This window comes from Acinetobacter sp. CWB-B33, assembly GCF_039655955.1.
Lineage (GTDB): Bacteria > Pseudomonadota > Gammaproteobacteria > Pseudomonadales > Moraxellaceae > Acinetobacter > Acinetobacter bouvetii.
Map to the genome: position 1 here is coordinate 914,532 of NZ_JAGFEU010000001.1, position 18,302 is coordinate 932,833.

The 18,302-nt window shown below is 43.2% G+C and carries 18 protein-coding genes; 11 read left to right on the plus strand and 7 right to left on the minus strand.

Annotated features, from left to right (window positions below; translation table 11 throughout):
• Positions 1-47: 47 nt before the first annotated feature.
• On the plus strand, positions 48-785 hold the full coding sequence (locus JZ784_RS04320; RefSeq protein WP_005010326.1) for a histidine phosphatase family protein: 738 nt from the start codon (positions 48-50) through the stop codon (positions 783-785).
• Positions 786-850: 65 nt separating this feature from the next.
• Here JZ784_RS04320 and JZ784_RS04325 read toward each other — a convergent pair whose 3' ends face one another.
• Positions 851-1,291, minus strand: coding sequence for a hypothetical protein (locus JZ784_RS04325; RefSeq protein WP_005010325.1), 441 nt, complete (start codon positions 1,289-1,291; stop codon positions 851-853).
• A gap of 429 nt (positions 1,292-1,720) precedes the next feature.
• Between JZ784_RS04325 and JZ784_RS04330 the strand changes: the two genes are divergently transcribed.
• Positions 1,721-4,441: a M66 family metalloprotease gene (locus JZ784_RS04330; protein ID WP_346313930.1), complete on the plus strand. Its 2,721-nt coding sequence runs from the start codon at positions 1,721-1,723 to the stop codon at positions 4,439-4,441.
• A 270-nt stretch (positions 4,442-4,711) separates the two neighbouring features.
• On the opposite strand, the gene rpsT is transcribed toward JZ784_RS04330, so the two are convergent.
• Complete coding sequence (gene rpsT, locus JZ784_RS04335) at positions 4,712-4,978, minus strand: 30S ribosomal protein S20 (protein WP_005010321.1); 267 nt, start codon at positions 4,976-4,978, stop codon at positions 4,712-4,714.
• A 214-nt stretch (positions 4,979-5,192) separates the two neighbouring features.
• Between rpsT and JZ784_RS04340 the strand changes: the two genes are divergently transcribed.
• The 5 genes from JZ784_RS04340 (at position 5,193) to JZ784_RS04360 (ending at position 10,127) form a co-directional block, all read left to right on the plus strand.
• Positions 5,193-5,858, plus strand: a complete 666-nt coding sequence (locus JZ784_RS04340) for an NAD(P)H-binding protein (RefSeq protein WP_346313931.1) — start codon at positions 5,193-5,195, stop codon at positions 5,856-5,858.
• 11 nt (positions 5,859-5,869) lie between these two features.
• Positions 5,870-6,382, plus strand: a complete 513-nt coding sequence (gene rraA / locus JZ784_RS04345; RefSeq protein ID WP_346313932.1) for a ribonuclease E activity regulator RraA — start codon at positions 5,870-5,872, stop codon at positions 6,380-6,382.
• A gap of 228 nt (positions 6,383-6,610) precedes the next feature.
• Positions 6,611-7,396: a glutathione S-transferase N-terminal domain-containing protein gene (locus JZ784_RS04350; RefSeq protein ID WP_346313933.1), complete on the plus strand. Its 786-nt coding sequence runs from the start codon at positions 6,611-6,613 to the stop codon at positions 7,394-7,396.
• Positions 7,397-7,556: 160 nt separating this feature from the next.
• Positions 7,557-8,246 (plus strand): response regulator transcription factor, encoded by a 690-nt coding sequence (locus tag JZ784_RS04355; protein WP_346313934.1) that lies wholly within the window; start codon positions 7,557-7,559, stop codon positions 8,244-8,246.
• Positions 8,247-9,269: 1,023 nt separating this feature from the next.
• Complete coding sequence (locus tag JZ784_RS04360; protein WP_346313935.1) at positions 9,270-10,127, plus strand: ATP-binding protein; 858 nt, start codon at positions 9,270-9,272, stop codon at positions 10,125-10,127.
• A 76-nt stretch (positions 10,128-10,203) separates the two neighbouring features.
• Here the strand turns inward: JZ784_RS04360 and JZ784_RS04365 are convergent, their stop codons facing one another.
• The 3 genes from JZ784_RS04365 to JZ784_RS04375 all read right to left on the minus strand — a co-directional run bounded on the left by JZ784_RS04365 (position 10,204) and on the right by JZ784_RS04375 (position 12,688).
• A complete protein-coding gene (locus JZ784_RS04365) occupies positions 10,204-11,373 on the minus strand; it encodes a cupin domain-containing protein (RefSeq protein WP_346313936.1) in 1,170 nt (389 codons plus the stop codon).
• 338 nt (positions 11,374-11,711) lie between these two features.
• Complete coding sequence (locus JZ784_RS04370; protein WP_346313937.1) at positions 11,712-12,305, minus strand: Maf family protein; 594 nt, start codon at positions 12,303-12,305, stop codon at positions 11,712-11,714.
• Positions 12,305-12,688, minus strand: coding sequence for a DUF2237 domain-containing protein (locus JZ784_RS04375; RefSeq protein WP_005010308.1), 384 nt, complete (start codon positions 12,686-12,688; stop codon positions 12,305-12,307). The genes JZ784_RS04370 and JZ784_RS04375 overlap by 1 nt, the downstream gene beginning before the upstream one ends.
• A 139-nt stretch (positions 12,689-12,827) precedes the next feature.
• On the opposite strand from JZ784_RS04375, the gene JZ784_RS04380 reads away from it, so the two are divergent.
• The 4 genes from JZ784_RS04380 to JZ784_RS04395 all read left to right on the plus strand — a co-directional run bounded on the left by JZ784_RS04380 (position 12,828) and on the right by JZ784_RS04395 (position 16,549).
• Positions 12,828-14,015 (plus strand): phosphoglycerate kinase, encoded by a 1,188-nt coding sequence (locus JZ784_RS04380; RefSeq protein ID WP_346313938.1) that lies wholly within the window; start codon positions 12,828-12,830, stop codon positions 14,013-14,015.
• Between the two features lie 152 nt (positions 14,016-14,167).
• Positions 14,168-14,422 (plus strand): hypothetical protein, encoded by a 255-nt coding sequence (locus JZ784_RS04385; RefSeq protein ID WP_346313939.1) that lies wholly within the window; start codon positions 14,168-14,170, stop codon positions 14,420-14,422.
• Positions 14,423-14,544: 122 nt separating this feature from the next.
• Positions 14,545-15,582, plus strand: coding sequence for a class II fructose-bisphosphate aldolase (gene fba / locus JZ784_RS04390; protein WP_005010302.1), 1,038 nt, complete (start codon positions 14,545-14,547; stop codon positions 15,580-15,582).
• A gap of 109 nt (positions 15,583-15,691) precedes the next feature.
• Positions 15,692-16,549: an EamA family transporter gene (locus tag JZ784_RS04395; protein WP_346313940.1), complete on the plus strand. Its 858-nt coding sequence runs from the start codon at positions 15,692-15,694 to the stop codon at positions 16,547-16,549.
• Positions 16,550-16,637: 88 nt separating this feature from the next.
• Here JZ784_RS04395 and JZ784_RS04400 read toward each other — a convergent pair whose 3' ends face one another.
• The gene (locus JZ784_RS04400; RefSeq protein WP_346313941.1) at positions 16,638-16,895 is read right to left on the minus strand and encodes a hypothetical protein; all 258 of its coding nucleotides are present in this window, start codon (positions 16,893-16,895) and stop codon (positions 16,638-16,640) included.
• Between the two features lie 525 nt (positions 16,896-17,420).
• On the minus strand, positions 17,421-18,074 hold the full coding sequence (gene nfsB, locus JZ784_RS04405; RefSeq protein ID WP_346313942.1) for an oxygen-insensitive NAD(P)H nitroreductase: 654 nt from the start codon (positions 18,072-18,074) through the stop codon (positions 17,421-17,423).
• Positions 18,075-18,302 lie beyond the last annotated feature (228 nt).

Genomic DNA, 18,302 nt, shown 5'->3' on the forward strand with positions numbered 1-18,302 from the left:
AAACTGTTCATGCTATAGTGGTTTTGAATTATTGAGTTTAATGAATTATGCCCTTAGATTTGCTCCCGCCCAGTATGTTCAAAGCAATAGACTTATTGCCGGACGCAAAAACACCTGTCACTTTGTTCACGCGGCATTCGATTCGTGAAGTGGTAACAGGGCAAGGGCTTGCGGGCTATGATTTGCAGCTGACGAATCAAGGGCGTGATTTGGCTCAAGCATGGGGTTCTTATTTAATTGATAATACAGACCGCGTGATTCAGCATTGCATTTCCAGCCCGATTCAGCGCTGTGTAGATACGGCTGCGTTAATGATTCAAGGCGCAGACGTGCAAACGGTAGAACCCAATACCCATCATATCGAAATTATTGAACAGGGGCTGCTGGTCGAACCCGGCAGCTTTGTGCTGGATATTAAGCAGGCGGGTCCATACTTTCAAAAACAGGGTGCTTTGGGTTTTATTAACAGTTTTGTAAATAATGCATTGCCGGGCATGAAACATCCGATTAGCGGCGTGGTTGATGTGCTGGAGCTGATTTATAACACTCACCCAACGAATCCATATGGATTAAGCCTTGCTGTAAGCCATGATACTATTTTAGCTGCGATCTTAGCTGTCATTTCTGGCAAGCATATTGTGACGAGAGATGACTGGCCAAAAATGATGGAAGGCTTATTTGTCTGGTTTGAAGGGGATGTTTTCCTGGAATCCAAACTGAAATGGGTGTGGCGCGGTGAAGTTAATGAACTGAATATCAAGGACTTCCAAAAACTGGAAATATAGTCCATATCTCAAAGGCGCTGAAAAGAATGTGTTCTTTTCAGCGCCTTTTTACAGCTATTCCAGTATTAAATTTTAGCTTTCAGCCGGTGCGGAAAATCCTGCAGGTCAATAGCCAGCCCTTCATCATTTAAAGGCCAGATGGACGTATTCACAGGAGTGCTCTGCTGATGCAGGCGGCTGTATTTATCTGCAGCAATCAGAGTTGCAATATGGTGATCTGGAATAGTATAAGCATTAATCACTATTTCCGGATATTGCGTGCGCGCATAGAAGCCTTCTTCAGTTTCCCCTTGATGCAGCGCGAATATGCGCTCGATAGCGGGTAAATACACCCCATAGCTCAGCCAGGCATCAACACCTTGCGAAGCTTGAATTTCTGCTGTGCCTTTCATATTGGAAATGACTTTACCCAAAATATCCTTTTCGCCTTTTGCGGTGAAGTATTCAATATATTGCTGTTCAGCAGGCTGAAATTTTTCAAGCGTTGGCAGAAATTTATTAATCATCAAATGCACCTGTTTTATTTTCAATGTTTCTCAGTTCTGAATAGAGAATACCATAATTTTTTTATGGGTATTTTGGGCGGGTTAAAAAAACTCAAAAGAATCGTAGCCCGCCGAAAATGGCTTGTTAAGTTTTTATAAAAATAAAGAGCTGTGTTAAAAAAATAATGACTTTTTTTGACACTGTATCAGCATAAATAATACTGCGCTATGCAGTATTGTGATTAAAAAAGAAGATCTCTGTCTCACAATCTTTTTGATTAATAATCGTTTTTATGGATTAAATTTTTAAATTGTCTTTTTGTGACAAATCACGCCATTTGTAATTAATACTGAATCTTTATACTATATGTTTTCAAATAAATTATTGATTTTATGTATTAATTTTAATTCACATTTTAATGTGAAAGTGCTTGATAATTCGGGGGGATTATGAAAAGTGTGATTGATTTTACGTCTAGCAAGCTGAGTGTTTGTATCTTGGCGCTGATGCTGAGTGCATGCGGTGGCGGTGGGGCAAGCGACGGTGCATCTGCATCGGGTGGAAGTGGGGATTCATCGAATTCTGACGGAACCGCTGAAAGCTATCCTGAACCTGAGAAGGATGTTGCTGATACGGCAAGTATTGGTTTTTATGACTTTAATGCGGATGATAAAGAGCGTGAAATTCGCCCTGATTTAGAAGGGGATTTTCAGGCAATGGTGCAATTTGGTCAGGGGCATGTGGTCGACCCGAATGGCAATGAGAAAAAGAAAATGCCTAGGCTGACTGCTGAACGCGAGGCGCTGTTATTAGTCACTCCTGTAAAAGCACTGCAATCTGTAACGAATCTAAAAGTTGAAATTTATCGTAATGGCACTTTATTAAGAACCGTTGATTTATCTCCGCCTGAGGATATTCCGGCTTCAGATCAAAACATTATTCAAAATCGTCCATCTGTTGTTTATAGCCAGCGGGCGTGGTCAACCAAACTCGCTTGGAACGAAGTTCAGCCTGGCTTGCATATTAAATTCATCGATTCAGAAAACAGGCAAGGTGAGTTGGTGGAAAGCAAGATTGATTTTGCTTCCCCTGGTGAATTGGTGCTGAATAACATCCGTATCGGAATGTTGACGTCCGCGCCTGTTTCGAGTGGGCATTATATGTTGTTGGAGCCTGAGAAAGCAGGGACAGACTATTTCCAGACTATTCCAGCTGCTCAAATGATTGTTGCGAAGTACGACGATGTTTTCTTACCGCGTGTTATGGTGTCAAATGGCACGATTTACAGCAGTGCAAGCAGTACAGAGGGTGACGCTTATTCTGGAGATATGCGTGGAGATACAGCGAAATCGACGTTTAGTGTTGGTATTAATTTAGCGAATTGGGGCGTGACCAGTGCATCTATGAGTGATCAGAGCCAGCCGCAGCTGACTGAGTCAGTCATCGCGCATCATGCTCAGGGCGTTTATAGCAATGGGGTGAAAGGTCATGGTCTGAGCGGCGGTAACGGCATGCTGACCCTGTATGATTCTGTAGGTAACGAGTTTAGTCATGAAATTGGCCACCATTATGGTTTAGGGCATTACCCAGGCCGTGTTGAGATTGATAAAACTACAGTGAATGATTTTTGGGCAGCGCATCATGCAGACAGCGGGTGGGGGTATATCGGCTACCGCAATAAAATGCGCGGCAATTTATCTTGGACTGCGACGTGGAAATGGGATGGTTCGAATGGCATTCCAAACTTTAAAAATCTGTTCCCTTACGGTAAAGATGCGATGTCGGGTGGCTATACAGACAGCAGCATATCTAAATATACCCATTACACGGGCTACAGTACATTTTTAAAAATCCAGCCTCATTTTGACCGTTATGTGTGGGATGAAAAATCACCTACAGGCTATAAAAAATGGAATAAAGATACGCGTCAGATGGAAGTCGCGCAGCCTGTTATGCCAAACTCCACCTCACCGGTATGGTATCGCGCAAATCAAAATTATCCCCGTCCTCGCGTTTTTGGTCAGCCGGTACTGACGATTCTTGGCGGTTATGACCCGGTGGCTCAAGTTGGCTTATTGTATCCAGCTGCACGTTCTAACTGGGGGAATGTCTATGACTTGCCAAGCGCGAATACATCGAGTGGACAGGCATCTTGTTGGTTAAATGTTCAGTACTCTGGTAAATCGACAAATATTGCACTTGCGCCGCAAAGGCTTTGGGTAACAGACAAACCGGAAGGCAATGCGAATAAGCTGCATGTCAATTTATCACTGGCTGACCATCCTCAGAAAGTAGACCTGTATTGTAAAAAAGCCAATGAAGCTGAGAAGCTGTTATCTACAATTGATATTTCTGTATATGCAGATACGATCAAGCCGGCTGTGAAAATCGGCCGTGAAGCGGGGTATAGCGCTTTACGCAAGATTGAACTTCCAGAGCTTGAGCAAGCGCTGGTAAATCAATCAAGCAATGCGATTATCGCTTTGTCGCCGTCTAATTTCGCATTGTATGAATCCTACAAAACTTTTGCTCATGAGCTGTCTGGAGCTGCGCAGGCTGAGTTGCGCCGTTTTGAAGATCAACAGTCTAAAGTGTACCGGTTAAACCGTTGGATGAATGTATATTCTAAAGACTTGGAAGCACAAAAGCCTAAGGCAATAGAAGCACTTGATAAGTTCAAGACATCTTTGGGTTTGGCAGAAGACAATGTGTTTAAAAATGCCTCGCCGATCAAAAATGGCAGCAATTGCTTGAAAGGCGCGCCATTGGCCAATGGTGAATATGATCTTTACATCAGCGGCGCATCTGGTTGTAAGGCGGATAGTACAGAACAGTGGATATATGATGGCTTAGGCCGTATTCATAATAAAAATGCGATTGATCAGTGTTTGACAAGTACGGGCGGTTCAGGCAGCAAGGTCATCATGAGTAAGTGCGGCACAAATTTGAACACTCAAGTTTGGACAATGAACCCTGGCACTGGAACCATTCGCCAAGATGGGCAATGTATGGATTTAAATACAGGACATTTGGTGAATAACCGTCAAATACTGATTCGCTATGGGTGTGGTGATAATAATGCCAATCAAAAATGGACAAATTTGACTGCGAATCAAAGTTTAATTCTCGCGTATTTGAAGCCGCAGAATTTGAAGCTGCTTGCTAAATAAGCGTAATTCAATTGCTTATTGCAGGTATATTGCTTTCTGCAATAAGCAGCATTTTATAAAGCTTGAGTCATAAAATGGCGTACCGCGCATTTCATGGAAAATGCCAGATAGAATTCCTTTAGTATTTTTATGTGCGTGCTGCAGCTGTTTGACTTTAAGCTGATGAAAATAGAATTATTTGATATTTTGGAAAGTGAACGTTATTTGTTTTATGTGATTAAAAAGCAATAAAAAAAGCCCTAAAAAGGGCTTTTTTTATTTTGCAGCAAATTAGTTAGCTAAAGCTTTAACTTGTGCATTTAAACGGCTCTTATGACGAGCAGCTTTGTTTTTATGGATGATGCCTTTATCAGCCATACGGTCAATTACAGGTACCGCAGTTTTGTATGCTTCTGAAGCAGCAGCATAATCGCCAGCAGCAATAGCCGCTACTGTACGTTTAAGATAAGTACGAACCATAGAACGTAAGCTAGCGTTGTGTTTGCGTGCTTTAACGTTTTGACGGGCACGTTTTTTAGCTTGAGCAGAGTTTGCCACTCGTGCACTCCTTGAAATAGATTGGTCTGGGCGGGCTGAAACTCAACTGAAAACCAACATCAGAAGAACTATCACCAGCCCGTAAACAAGTGCCATATTTTGATTAGATTATGCAGTTAAGTCAAGTCTTGACATGCTTTGACAACATTTTAGTTGAAGAAAAATTCCTAAGAAAACGTTAGATTAATGATATCGAAGGGAGATTGTTCAAAAAATGATTAAATTTATTGAGAATGCAATTGTGATCGGGGCGACTGGTTTGGTTGGGCGGGAGCTGGTTCGGCAGCTGAGTCAAAATGGAGATTGTGTAAATATTACGGCGGTAGTCCGCAAGCGCGACGAAGAATTTAACCATTTGGAAAAAGTGCAGCAATTTGAGCTGGCGGATTTCTTGATGCTGAATGAGCAGGATGTCAGCGGATATACTCACGCTTTCAGCTGTCTGGGCACAACAATGAAGCAGGCGGGTTCAAAAGAGAATTTTTACAATACCGATTTTGTGATTAACGCGCATTTTGCTGAGCTGCTGGAAAATATGAATACGCATTATCTTTTGCTCAGCGCATTAGGCGCAGATTCTAAATCTCCTTTTTTTTATAATCGGGTTAAAGGCGAACTGGAATACTATGTGAAAAGCCTGGATTTGCCCTGTACGTCCATTCTTCGGCCTTCTTTGCTGCTGGGCCAGCGGCAAGAGCAGCGCAAGCTGGAAGATGCAGCTCAAAAGCTTTATCAGCGGTTTTCGCATTTAGTGCCGGATACTTTTAAATACAAGCCAGTGACAGCATCACAGGTGGCTCATACTATGGTCGAGGCTGGGCAAACTCAAACTGAAAAATTTCAGATTTATGATAATTTACGCATACAAAAAACCAAATGAGGGATAAAACCGTGTCTACAGTGCCTTTTGTAACTTGTGATTTGCTGGATGATCATCCTGAAAAAGACATTCAGGTGGTTACGCCGTCGATGGACGGGAAGTTTTTTAAAAGCTATGGCGCGCGCAAAAGCTTTGGCGGCCAGGCAGTGACCGTCAAATGTTTTGAAGATAATTCACGTGTCAAAGAGCTATTGGCGACTGAAGGCGCAGGCAAAGTTTTGGTTGTGGATGGCGGCGCATCGATGCGCTGTGCATTGATGGGGGATTTAATTGCTGAATCCGCAGTAAAAAATTATTGGAATGGCGTGATTATTTATGGCTGTGTCCGTGATGTCGATGCAATAGCTGCCTTGGATCTAGGGGTGCACGCTTTGGCCTCTATTCCGAAAAAGAGCAACCGTAAAGGCGCTGGGGAAACCGATATCCAGCTCGAATTTGGCGGTGTCAGCATTCAATCTGGCGACTATGTATATGCAGACAATAATGGCATTGTCATTGCAAAAGAACCGCTGGTTGCGCTTTAAGCTTTTTTGCGCAGTCATCAGGTCATTCTGGGGTATTCAAGGCGGCTTAGATGATGCTGCGCCTAAGTCCTGTTAAATGTGCATCAGCCGAAAGATCGGCTGATGCACAATGTTCTAGGCTTTTGTTATATTTCACTTTTTTGGATAGGCTGTGAATGTGTGAAGTCATTTATGTGTTATTTTAGATAAGCAAAAAAATAAAACAGCTATGCACGATGGAAAATGAATATGCTCAAACATCAAATAAAAGTGGCTCAGTCTCTGCTTTCAAGCCTTGCCGCAGGCGGCCGCGGCACAAGCGGCACACCGCATCCTATTCAGCCGGACAAAATATTAAAACTATATGAATTTGAAGGCTCTCCCTTTTGCCGCCGGGTCAGGGAAGTGCTGACAACCTTAAATATTGATTATGAAGTATATCCTTGCCCGAAAGGCGGTCAGCGGTATCGAAATGAAATGAAGAAATTAGGCGGCAAAACCCAATTTCCTTTTTTGGTGGATGACAATACGGGTGATCAGCTGTATGAATCACAGCAGATCATTCATCATTTATTTAAGCATTATGGGCATTCGGGAAAGACACCTAAGAAATATTCGCATTATCCAAAAATTCCTGTCGTAGCGCTGGCTGGAACGATTATAAATGGTGCCCGCGGCGTATGGGTGAATCAGGCTATTTTACAGCGTGAAGCGCCACAGCAGCTTTTAGAGCTGTGGGGATTTGAGGCCAGCCCATTTACACGAATTGTCCGCGCGGAACTAACTGAATTGGAGCTGCCTTATAAGTTTCACAATGCTGCAAAAGAGCGCTGGCAAGATCAAGGTCCCGCTGTTCTGCGCCTAAAACCTGGCAAATATACGCCACTGGCGGGCGGTAAGCGTGAGCAGGTGCTGAAGGTTATGGGAGATAATATTCAAGTACCGTATTTGGTTGACCCTAATACCGGTGTTAAATTATTTGAATCGGCCGAAATTGTAAAATATTTAAAACAGCAATATGGCTTAACTGCTTAAATTCAATGGCTAGCGTCATGAAAGCCAAAGGGCGTGCCAGAATCATCAAAATGTTAAAGGCTAAAAATAATTTCTGAATAAACAGGAATATACTTAATTATAGGGATGTTGTGCAGTTTTCGAATTGTTTAGAATTGGAAAATAGTTTTGAGCAATAGGAGTGATGGCTATGGAAGTGGTTTTACCGGTACCAGTTCTGGTCGTTGAAGATGAAGAAATTATCCAATTGCGGCTTCGTAAAATTTTGCTTGATTTGGGCTATGCCAATGACGTGCTGCTGTTTGCAAAAAATGTAAAAGAGGCGTTTGATATTTTGCAGCAGCAGCCTATTTCACTGGCTTTGATTGACTTGGGGTTGCCTGATGGGCATGGTACGGAAATTATTGAAAAAATCCGAGCTTCTGAAAGTAACGCGTTGATTCTGGTGATTTCTGCATGGAGTACGCAGGAAAGCCTGTTTAGTGCGATTAAAGCTGGCGCGACAGGCTATGTGCTGAAAGAGCGTGATGATGCTGAAGTTTTGCTGTCGATCCGCAGTATTCTGCGCGGCGGTGCGCCAATTGATCCTTTTATTGCGCGTGAAATTCTTAAGCAAATTGCTGTCTTAGAGGCAGAGCCGCAGACTGAAGCGGAAACCAGCAGCAATGACGCAGATCAAGGTTTGCTGACGATTCGTGAAAAAGAAATTTTGGGTTTAGTGGCGCAAGGCTTGAGTAACCGAGAAATCGCGGAGAAGCTATTTGTCTCGCGCTATACGGTAGAAAGCCATATTAAGCATATTTACCGAAAACTGTCGGTGACCAAACGAACAAAGGCAGTCAGCACAGCGCGTTCTTTAGGGATTTTATAAATGGGTTTATGGAAATATATATGCTGTATATGTTTGTGCTGCCTGATCAGCACGATATGCCGCGCATCTGTTTCCTACGAAATTAACAGTCAATGCCAAGTTCAGCTGAACAGCATCAGTAAAGTAAAAACATCATCAGATTTAGAGTTGCCCCAGCAGGGCTGGGAACCGGTGAAAAAGCTGCCTGACCACTGGGATGGAACGTGGCCGGGGTACTCCGGAGGCGCATGGTATAAGCTGATCTGGGATTGGAATTGCCAAAACAATTCGCGTCTGACAGATCCTATTGCGTTTTCCATCAGTTATATTAATTCCGCGGGTGCGCTTTTTTTAAATGGTGATTTGCTTTGGCGGGATAAGAATCTGCAAGAGCCCTTGTCTAGAAGCTGGAATATGCCTAGATTTTGGATCATGCCAGTTTCAGGCCTAAAGAAAAATGACAATGAGATACTGATATATGTAACAGGCTACTCAGCAATGAGTGCGGGGATTGGCAAAATCAGTTTTGATAATGCCATTAATGCCAATACCTTGAATGAACGAAGAATATGGAATACGCGGACACTTTTTCAAATTAATTTAATTTTGTCTGCTACGCTCGGCACGTTTTGCTTTGTGATCTGGCTGTACCGCCGTTCAGAAACTAGTTTTGGCTGGTTTGCACTCAGCTCATTGTTATGGATCTACTTTATATCCAATATTTTGGCTACAGAAACTTATGTGTTTTCAAGTTCTATCGTTTCATCACGCATTAATTTGATTGTTTTTTTATTATATATTTTGTGTTTTTGTACATATTTGCTGAGATTTATACAGGTAAAAAAACCAAAAATTGAACGGTTTTTGCTGATAATCACTGCAGTATTTATTCTCAGTATTTGGACAGTTTCATTGGCTCAAATGAAAATGCTGTTTAATTTTATATTCTTAGTGTATTGCTGTATTTATTTTGCGACTTATCTTTATTTGTGTTGGGTCGCATGGCGTGTAAGGCGCTCAGATTACATTCTGCTGGCGATCTGCATGACAGCCATTGTCTTGATTTCCATCTATGATTTAAGAATTGCTTTTTTAGGCCCAGGCTATGACCTTATGCCTTTATCGCCATATACCTCGCCGCTATTTACGCTGTTTATTGTCATTATTCTTGGTTCACGCTTAGATCGCAACATTAAAAAGATTGAACAGTTTAATGTAGAACTGTCTACAAAAATACAGCAGGTCAGTTTGGATTTAAGCAGCAGTTTAAATGATCAGCACCGTTTGGAAGTCTTTAATGCACGGTTACAAGAGCGGATGAAACTGTCGCATGACCTGCATGATGGATTGGGGTCATCTATTGTGCGCTCTATGATTTTAGTCGATCAATGTGAGCAGAAAATTCCCAATCAGCAATTCTTATCTATGCTGAAACTCATGCGTGATGATTTACGTCAAATTATCGACAGCGGTTCTGCATTGGATGGCAAGATTCCTGAAACGCCTGTGCTCTGGGCCGCTCCTGTACGCCACCGTTTCAGTCAGCTGATGGATGAAATGGATATTCATGCGGAGTGGCGTTTTGCAGAGCGGTGGGAAGCAGAGCCCTCGGCCTTGCAATGCTTGAATTTAATCCGTGTATTAGAAGAGAGTTTAACCAATGTTATTAAACACAGTCAGGCGATTCAGGTCAAAGTCAGCATGTATTATACGAGTCCAAGGCAGCTGGAGTTGATTATTCAGGATAATGGCGTTGGTTTTGATGTGGATTGTGTGAAACAAAATGGCATGAGTATTGGCATGCGCAGTATGCAGAGCCGGATTGAAAGAATGGGCGGGCAATTAAGCATTCATTCAGGTAAGGGGCTCACCCAGATACATGCCATCATTAAATTGCAATGAGCGCAAAAAGAGCCGAATAGTGGTGTTTTTTTAATAAAAAAAGAGGACAGAATGTCCTCTTTTTCCGCATTGAATATTACTCTTCAGAATCTGCCGGCAGCAGCATGAGTACTGATTCATTCATCAGCTGTGCAATATCTTCTAAAATATCTTGATCAAATAAAGTTTCATTCAGGGCAATCGCCTGACCGTCGGCCAATTTTTTTAGATGCGGCGCAAACTGTTCTGAGATGCAGATGCTTTCACCATTTGCCCAAAACAGCAGCTCACCGTCCTGATCGGTATAGAGTAAGCGTGAAGCAGGCTCAAGCATTAACAGATAGCCTTGTTCCAAGGCGTCTTCTAAATCACCTGTGCCAATGGCTTCAGCTTCTGGAATATTTTCAGGATACTTGGGTTCAGACATTAAGCTGACAATGGCATCTTCAATCACTGTAGAATTTTGCAATTGTTCGAAGATTTTTGCTTTTAAGTATTCCAGTTCATTTTGCGTCATTTGGCCCATTGAACTTTGCTGGCTGCGGACAATATCAAGAAGCGGATTTTTCAATAGATCATTTTCAGAGAATTTGTCGCAGATGCGATCCATCATATCTGGAACATTCGGCATGCGGAAACCGAAAGAAAAGGTGAGGCAGTCATCTTCCGCAACGCCGTAATGAGATAAGCCGGGCGGTACATACAGTAAATCGCCAGGTGCCAGCACTTCATCAAAATGCACCTCCATCTCAGGCAACAATTTTAAAGGCTGGCCCGCAACAAAATCTGTATCTGCATCACACATTTGACCCAGCTGCCAGCGGCGGTGGCCATGCCCTTGCACAAGGAACACATCATAGAAGTCGAAATGCTTGCCAACCGAACCGCCTTTAGGCGCATAAGACACCATAATGTCATCACGGCGCCATTGCGGAATGAAAGCAAAATTTTTCCACAATTCAGCCAAGTCAAAAGAGTAGTGGTCGACCGCCTGAATCAGCAGCGTCCAGAGTTTTGGCATTTTTTGGAAATCTGCTTTCAGCAGAGGTGAGGTTTTGACGGACCACTGGTTTGGATCGCGGTCTTTTTGCTTAATGAGGCGGGCAGTGACATTTTCATCCAGCGCCAATTCCATAACATCATTAGGTTCTAGCATGCCTGCAATTTCAGGAAGCGCATTGCGGACCAGGAGCGGTTTTTTTTGCCAATATTCGGCAAGGAATTGCTCGGCAGTGATGCCGCCGAGAACGTCTAAAGGTTGAGACATGGATATAGCCTAAGCAAATTTAAATCAAGATTGGCTTATTGTCTTATGATCAAAGGGAGCGGTGCAAGCAGTTATATCATTATTTAAATACGCGGCAGGGTATTTGCAAATCAGTCAGTATTGCATGAAGGCTGCTTATTGAATGATTGAATTTTACTTTTACGCTTTTTTTGAACTGCACATGTCAGCATCCACTCGTTAGATCTTCTAAAAAGAGGATTAAGCATATTGCCTGCTGGTAATTTATTGCTAAGGAATGCATCTTCGGGAAAAATCAGCGAACAGCATATTATAGCTGTTCGCTGACTGATTGAATATCACGCGGGGAATGCAAGACCTTAAGGGACTAAAACATTCAGCTGGCGCAGAATGTTGCATAACTGAATCATCGGCATGCCCATCAGGGTGGTTTGGTCATGGCCGATCATTTCTTCAAATAGGCTGATGCCCAAACTTTCACATTTAAAGCTGCCCGCGCAATGTAAAGGCTGTTCTATTTCAACATAGCGTTCAATTTCCGGCAGGCTGAGTTTGCGGAACTTTACTTTGTAATGCTCGACCAGTGTCTGTTCAAACCCAGACGCTAAGTGCTGAACGCTGAGCGCCGTACTGAAATACACAATCTTGTCTGAATTGGCTTGCAGCTGCTTGACTGCTTTCTCAGCGCTGAGCGGCTTGCCGATGAAGATATCTGGCGCGCCTTCACGCCAAGCCACCTGATCTGAACCGATCACAATCGCATCAGGATGCTGTTCAGCAATGCATTTTGCTTTTTCTAAAGCCAAGCGCATGGCCAAATCATCGGCATGGCTTTCACCGCGCGGCGATTCATCAATATCAGGCACTATGGACAGGTAATCAATCCGTAAACGATCCATCAAATCTTTACGGGTTTGGCTGCTGGACGCCAAAATGATCTTGTGAGTATTCATTACACTGCATATTCCATTAGGACATTAAGCGGTACATAAGAAAGTACAGCTTGATGACATGCTTGTATTTTAATAGGCGGAGCAATGCCTGCTTGGTATGCTTCCACCCAACGGGTCACACAGATGCACCAAAAATCGCCTGGCTGCAGGCCAGGAAAACCGACTTCAGGCAGCGGTGTGGTTAAATCATTGCCTGCTTTTTGAGAAAAGCTTAAAAATTCAGAAGTCATTTCAGCGCACATGGTGTGCTGTCCCAAATCAGTCACCGCTGTATGGCAAAAACCGTTGCGGAAATATCCGGTAATCGGGTCATAGCAGCAGCTGGCTAAAGGCTCGCCTAAGACGTTTAAACGGTTAATATTTGGATCTGGATGAATGGACATAAGCTCTGAATCTTAAAGGGGCTTTTTACTATGATAGCAAAAGTTTGGCTTTCGATGCCTTTTCTGCAAAAGAAGCTAACCTTTTTCTGCATAATCATTTAAAATCTCCGCGTTTTGATATCAATAAAGAGAGCTATACATGAACTTTCAGCGTATGACTGACCTTGATTTAGCAGGCAAGCGTGTTCTTATTCGTGAAGATTTAAACGTTCCTGTTAAAAACGGTGTGATTACCAGCGATGCGCGCCTTCGTGCTGCATTGCCCACAATTAAAGCTGCTTTGGAAAAAGGCGCAGCTGTAATGGTTTATTCTCACCTAGGCCGTCCTGTTGAAGGTGAACCAAAAGCTGAACAGTCTTTGGCGCCAGTGGCTGCATATTTAACAGAAGCATTAGGTCAAGAAGTTAAATTGTTTACAGATTATTTAGATGGCGTTGATGTTCAGCCAGGTCAAGTGGTCCTGCTTGAAAACTGCCGTTTCAATACGGGCGAAAAGAAAAACAACCCAGAGCTGGCTGCAAAATATGCAGCGCTTTGCGATGTATTTGTCATGGATGCCTTTGGTACTGCACACCGTGCAGAAGCATCGACTGAAGGCGTGGCGCGTTTAGCGAAAGTTGCGGCTGCAGGTCCATTGCTGGCTGCTGAATTAGATGCACTCGGCCGTGCGCTGAAAACACCTGAAAAGCCAATGGCTGCCATTGTTGCTGGTTCTAAAGTGTCGACAAAATTGGACGTCTTGACATCTCTTTCAGACATTTGCGATCAAATTATTGTAGGCGGCGGCATTGCCAACACATTCCTTGCAGCGGCAGGTTTCAATGTCGGTAAATCATTGTGTGAACATGATTTAATTGATACAGCAAAAGCCATTGCTGCAAAAGTTTCTATTCCGCTTCCAACGGATGTTGTGGTTGCGGATGCCTCTGAAATCAACTTTGACGATTTCTTAGGTTCTTTGGCTGCAGCGAAAGCTGTCGTTAAGAAAGTAGAAGATGTTGCAGACAATGACATGATTTTGGATGTTGGCCCAGAAACTGCAAAAGCATTTGCAGAGATTCTAAAAACATCTAAAACCATTCTTTGGAATGGCCCAGTCGGCGTGTTTGAAGTCGATCAATTTGGCGAAGGTACGAAAGCATTGTCTTTAGCGATTGCTGAATCAAATGGATTCTCTATTGCCGGCGGCGGTGATACTTTAGCGGCAATTGATAAATATGGCGTTGCAGACAAAATCGGCTACATTTCGACTGGCGGCGGCGCGTTCCTTGAGTTTGTAGAAGGCAAAACGTTACCGGCGGTAGCGGTATTGCTTGAACGCGCTTAAAGCGTAAAGCACGTTGAAAAAGGCTGACAGATGTTCAGCCTTTTTTATTGCTCTTTTTTTGATATTTAAACGATTCATTTTATAGTCATCAAAATGAAATATAACTGCAATAAAATTTTCTGCAGTTACTCATCCACCTGTAGGAAAATCTGATGAATCTTAAACTGGCACTTGCTGCATTAATCATTGCGCCACTTGCATTAACAGCATGTTCTAAGAAAGAAGAAGCGTCAAAAGCTGAAACTGAAGCATCTGCACCAGCTGCCGATGAACAAACTACACCGGAACAGCAAGCTAAAATTGATGCGCTGGACAAGCCTGTACTTGATGAAAAGAATCAGGATGTGCCTGCTGAAGTGGCCAATGCGCCGGCAGATGCAGCAACGGTGGATGCGGAAGCTCACTAAGTTTGTTGTTTTTATTTTAAAAGTCCCTGCATAAGCAGGGATTTTTTTTATAAAAGGGCTTTTTGATGCTGATTTGAAACCATTGTGCATGTAGAATATGTCGCATTACCTGGGAGGACACTATGGCTCTTATTTCATTGCGCCAGCTCTTGGATCACGCCGGCGAACATGCTTACGGCGTACCAGCGTTTAACGTAAACAACTTAGAACAAATGCGCGCAATTATGCTTGCAGCAGATGCAACAAACTCACCTGTTATTGTGCAAGCTTCTGCAGGCGCGCGCAAATATGCAGGCGCACCTTTCTTGCGTCACCTTATTTTAGCTGCGATTGAAGAATGGCCACACATTCCTGTCGTGATGCATCAAGACCATGGTACAGATCCTGATGTATGTCAGCGTTCGATCCAATTGGGCTTCTCATCAGTCATGATGGACGGTTCTCTGGGTGCAGACGGTAAAACACCGACAACCTATGAATACAACGTAGACGTAACACGCCGTACAGTTGCTATGGCGCATGCCTGCGGTGTTTCTGTAGAAGGTGAGATTGGCTGTTTAGGCAGTCTTGAAACTGGCATGGCGGGTGAAGAAGACGGCGTAGGCGCAGAAGGCGTACTTGACCATTCACAGCTTTTAACTTCTGTTGAAGAAGCGCGTCAATTCGTTGCGGATACCAATGTCGATGCTTTAGCGATTGCTGTAGGCACTTCACATGGCGCGTACAAGTTCACGCGTCCGCCTACAGGCGATATCTTGGCCATTGACCGCATTAAAGAAATTCATGCGGCGCTGCCAAATACGCACCTTGTAATGCATGGTTCAAGCTCTGTTCCTCAAGAATGGCTTGCAATCATTAACCAATACGGCGGCGACATCAAAGAAACGTATGGTGTTCCTGTTGAACAGCTGGTTGATGCAATCAAGCACGGTGTCCGTAAAATCAACATCGATACAGACTTGCGTTTAGCTTCTACAGGCGCAATGCGCCGTATGATGGCTGAAAAACCAAGCGAATTCGACCCGCGCAAATTCTTCGCTCAAACTGTTGAAGCCATGAAACAGATCTGTGTTGACCGTTACGAAGCTTTCGGCACAGCGGGCAATGCAGACAAGATTCGTCCAATTTCTTTAGAGAAAATGGTCGACCGCTATAAATAATCTGCTATAGATTATTTTTTCAGAAAAGCCCACACTATGTGGGCTTTTCTTTTATTGAAGCATTGAAAATATAGCGCGTTAGCGATGACTTAATGATAAAGAGATTGCCATGGAACTGATTTTTGCCGCTGCGTTATGCAGTGTGGCAGTATCTATTTTACTTAAAATTTGCAAAGAAAAAGGCTTTAACACATTCCAGATGATTGCATGGAATTATGCAGCCGCGAGCATTTTGTGTTTTTTATGGTTTAAGCCGGATTTACAGCATATCTCGATGCAGCATACGCCGTGGTGGCTGATCCTGATTTTAGGCATTTTATTGCCGTCCATTTTTCTGTGTTTGGCGAAGTCGCTGCAGACCGCTGGCATTTTAAAAACTGAAATTGCGCAGCGGCTTTCCGTAGTGTTGTCTTTAATGGCCGCGTATTTTGTATTTCAAGAGCAGTTTAGTCAGCTTAAAGTTATCGGTGTTGTATTGGGGCTCAGCAGTGTGCTGTGCATTTTGCTTTCGCACCGTACTGATGCGGAAAGAACAGAAGGCCCCTATGCCATTTTATATTTAACAGGGGTATGGGTCGGCTATGCGCTGATTGACGTGCTGCTTAAATATACGACAGGTTTAGGACTGCAATTCTCAGTGGCGCTGAATTTGGTCTTTATCTATGCCTTTGCCTTATCTATTTTGTACACCACTGTACGGCATAAAAGCATTGGCGCGGGAAGGGACATTCTTGCGGGTCTGGGATTGGGGGTGCTGAATTTTGCCAATATTGCGCTATATGTCAAGGCCCACATGCTCCTGAAAGACACTCCAGCCGTTGTCTTTGCAGGGATGAATATTTTAGTGGTGATGTTTGGTGTACTCAGCGGCCTTGTTATTTTTAAAGAGAAATTAAGGATCTGGTCTGGTCTGGGATTGTGCCTAGGCATTGTGAGTGTATTGTGTTTGGCCTATACGATGTTTTAAAACAGGATATGGCCGTACGTGTAGAAGAAGAGGGCCTGCTGAAGCAGGCTTTTTTATGCCCTTTGCCCTGAAATGAAAAGCCAAGGCCTTAATTGGATTGGTCGCGTGCGGATTCCAGCATGCGCCTGTAGTTTGATAAAAATTGAATAGGGTGATGAATGAAGTCTTCTGTTTCTACAAGGCCTTGCAGCAGGCCCGCCTGCTGGCAGTTAGGGCAGGCAGGGTAATGATGAGCATCTAATGCATAAGGATGCAAATAGTTTTGATGGCATGCGGCGCATTCAAACTTCATAGGCATGTTGAATAGCGCAGGAGTGAAACTTAGTTTAGGAATGCTCAAAGCCATTGGACACCTCACAATCAGGTAATTGGTATGTGTTTAAGGAATAAGCAACACTTGGGCCAAATGATTCGAATCCATTGATTTTCTTAGACGGATGCCTGACTGAGAGTACAGATAAAACAGCGCCTCGCATTTAAGGGAGGCGCTGTTGATCAATCAAATGCTTCAGTTGAATTTAAGCATCAATATCAGCGGTTAAAGCGCAGCATAGAATCTTGCAAATAGCTCTTTGCGATGGCCAGTGGGTATTTAAACAGGTCGTGGGTTTCGATTGTGCCTTGCAATTGACCTGCGTTCTGGCAATTCGGGCAAGCTGGGTAGTTTAAAAATGCGTCTGAATTGTATTTATGCATATATACAGTTTTGCATGCTGTACATTTAAATTTCATGGGTAATTTTGGTGCAACAGGCATAATGAGTGACCTATTTTGTATTTGCGCAAAATATACTCGATTATTGTTTAAAAAATAAGTCCTGAAATGACAGAAAAAGGGAGAAATTCTCCCTTTCATCGTTTTTATTTATAAATTAAAGCGTCGTGAAAATATCTTCTTTTACGAGGCGTGATTTTGGCAGCTTTGCATTGAAGTCATTTTCACTGCGGTAACCCAATGTCAACAGTACAGATGGAATCAGGCCTTTTTCAGCCAAGCCCAGTTCTTCTGTAAGAATAGACTCATCAAAGCCGCCAATAGGCGTGGCATCAATGCCTTCAATGCCTGCCGCCAATAAGGCCTGACCCAGCGCAATAAAAGTCTGATTTTCTGCCCAGCGCTGAATATCGCCTTTTTCATTGCGATAGTAATCGACATAGCCTGTGCGGCTGTCTTTTTGACCTTGCTTGGCTTTTTCATCTTTAAAGCGTCCACTGATTTCATCGCGGTTCAGCAGATTTTCAAGATGGGTTTCGCTGATGTCTGCTTTGGTGCAAAACAAAATTGTGTGCGATGAATCTAAAACTTTAGGGGCATTGTATGCATATTTGCCAACGAGCGCTTTGGCAATGCGCTCTTTCGCTGCCATATTGTCTGCAATGAAAAAATGCCAAGGCTGAATATTAATGGAGGATGGGGCAAGCCGCAGAATTTCTAACAGGCGCTCAAACTGTGCCTGAGGGATTTTTTTAGCAGGATCATAAGCTTTAGTGGTATAGCGGGTTTTCGAAACGTTCAGCAAATCCATGAATGGGCTCTCCATTAATCAATTTGCTTTATCTTACCTGATTCGAATGACAAATAGATGAGAAGAATTTTCATATAACTTAGGGCTGATAAAGAAAATCCAGAAAGAAGTCTTGAAAGCCTCCGGTGAGCAAGGATCAATTCCTGCTGATTTACACACGGACTTATAGTTCATTTCAATGAGGACATAGCAATTCACTATTGGTACTTCTAGCCAAAAGGGGTTTAA

Bases quoted from the DNA above. Each gene is read 5' to 3' on its own strand.
- nfsB (WP_346313942.1), bottom strand. From the start codon at position 18,074: ATGGATTTGCTGAACGTTTCGAAAACCCGCTATACCACTAAAGCTTAT.
- JZ784_RS04320 (WP_005010326.1), top strand. From the start codon at position 48: ATGCCCTTAGATTTGCTCCCGCCCAGTATGTTCAAAGCAATAGACTTA.
- JZ784_RS04365 (WP_346313936.1), bottom strand. From the start codon at position 11,373: ATGTCTCAACCTTTAGACGTTCTCGGCGGCATCACTGCCGAGCAATTC.
- JZ784_RS04400 (WP_346313941.1), bottom strand. From the start codon at position 16,895: ATGGCTTTGAGCATTCCTAAACTAAGTTTCACTCCTGCGCTATTCAAC.
- JZ784_RS04370 (WP_346313937.1), bottom strand. From the start codon at position 12,305: ATGAATACTCACAAGATCATTTTGGCGTCCAGCAGCCAAACCCGTAAA.
- JZ784_RS04395 (WP_346313940.1), top strand. From the start codon at position 15,692: ATGGAACTGATTTTTGCCGCTGCGTTATGCAGTGTGGCAGTATCTATT.
- JZ784_RS04350 (WP_346313933.1), top strand. From the start codon at position 6,611: ATGCTCAAACATCAAATAAAAGTGGCTCAGTCTCTGCTTTCAAGCCTT.
- JZ784_RS04375 (WP_005010308.1), bottom strand. From the start codon at position 12,688: ATGTCCATTCATCCAGATCCAAATATTAACCGTTTAAACGTCTTAGGC.
- JZ784_RS04325 (WP_005010325.1), bottom strand. From the start codon at position 1,291: ATGATTAATAAATTTCTGCCAACGCTTGAAAAATTTCAGCCTGCTGAA.
- JZ784_RS04380 (WP_346313938.1), top strand. From the start codon at position 12,828: ATGAACTTTCAGCGTATGACTGACCTTGATTTAGCAGGCAAGCGTGTT.
- fba (WP_005010302.1), top strand. From the start codon at position 14,545: ATGGCTCTTATTTCATTGCGCCAGCTCTTGGATCACGCCGGCGAACAT.
- JZ784_RS04330 (WP_346313930.1), top strand. From the start codon at position 1,721: ATGAAAAGTGTGATTGATTTTACGTCTAGCAAGCTGAGTGTTTGTATC.
- JZ784_RS04360 (WP_346313935.1), top strand. From the start codon at position 9,270: ATGACAGCCATTGTCTTGATTTCCATCTATGATTTAAGAATTGCTTTT.
- JZ784_RS04385 (WP_346313939.1), top strand. From the start codon at position 14,168: ATGAATCTTAAACTGGCACTTGCTGCATTAATCATTGCGCCACTTGCA.
- JZ784_RS04340 (WP_346313931.1), top strand. From the start codon at position 5,193: ATGATTAAATTTATTGAGAATGCAATTGTGATCGGGGCGACTGGTTTG.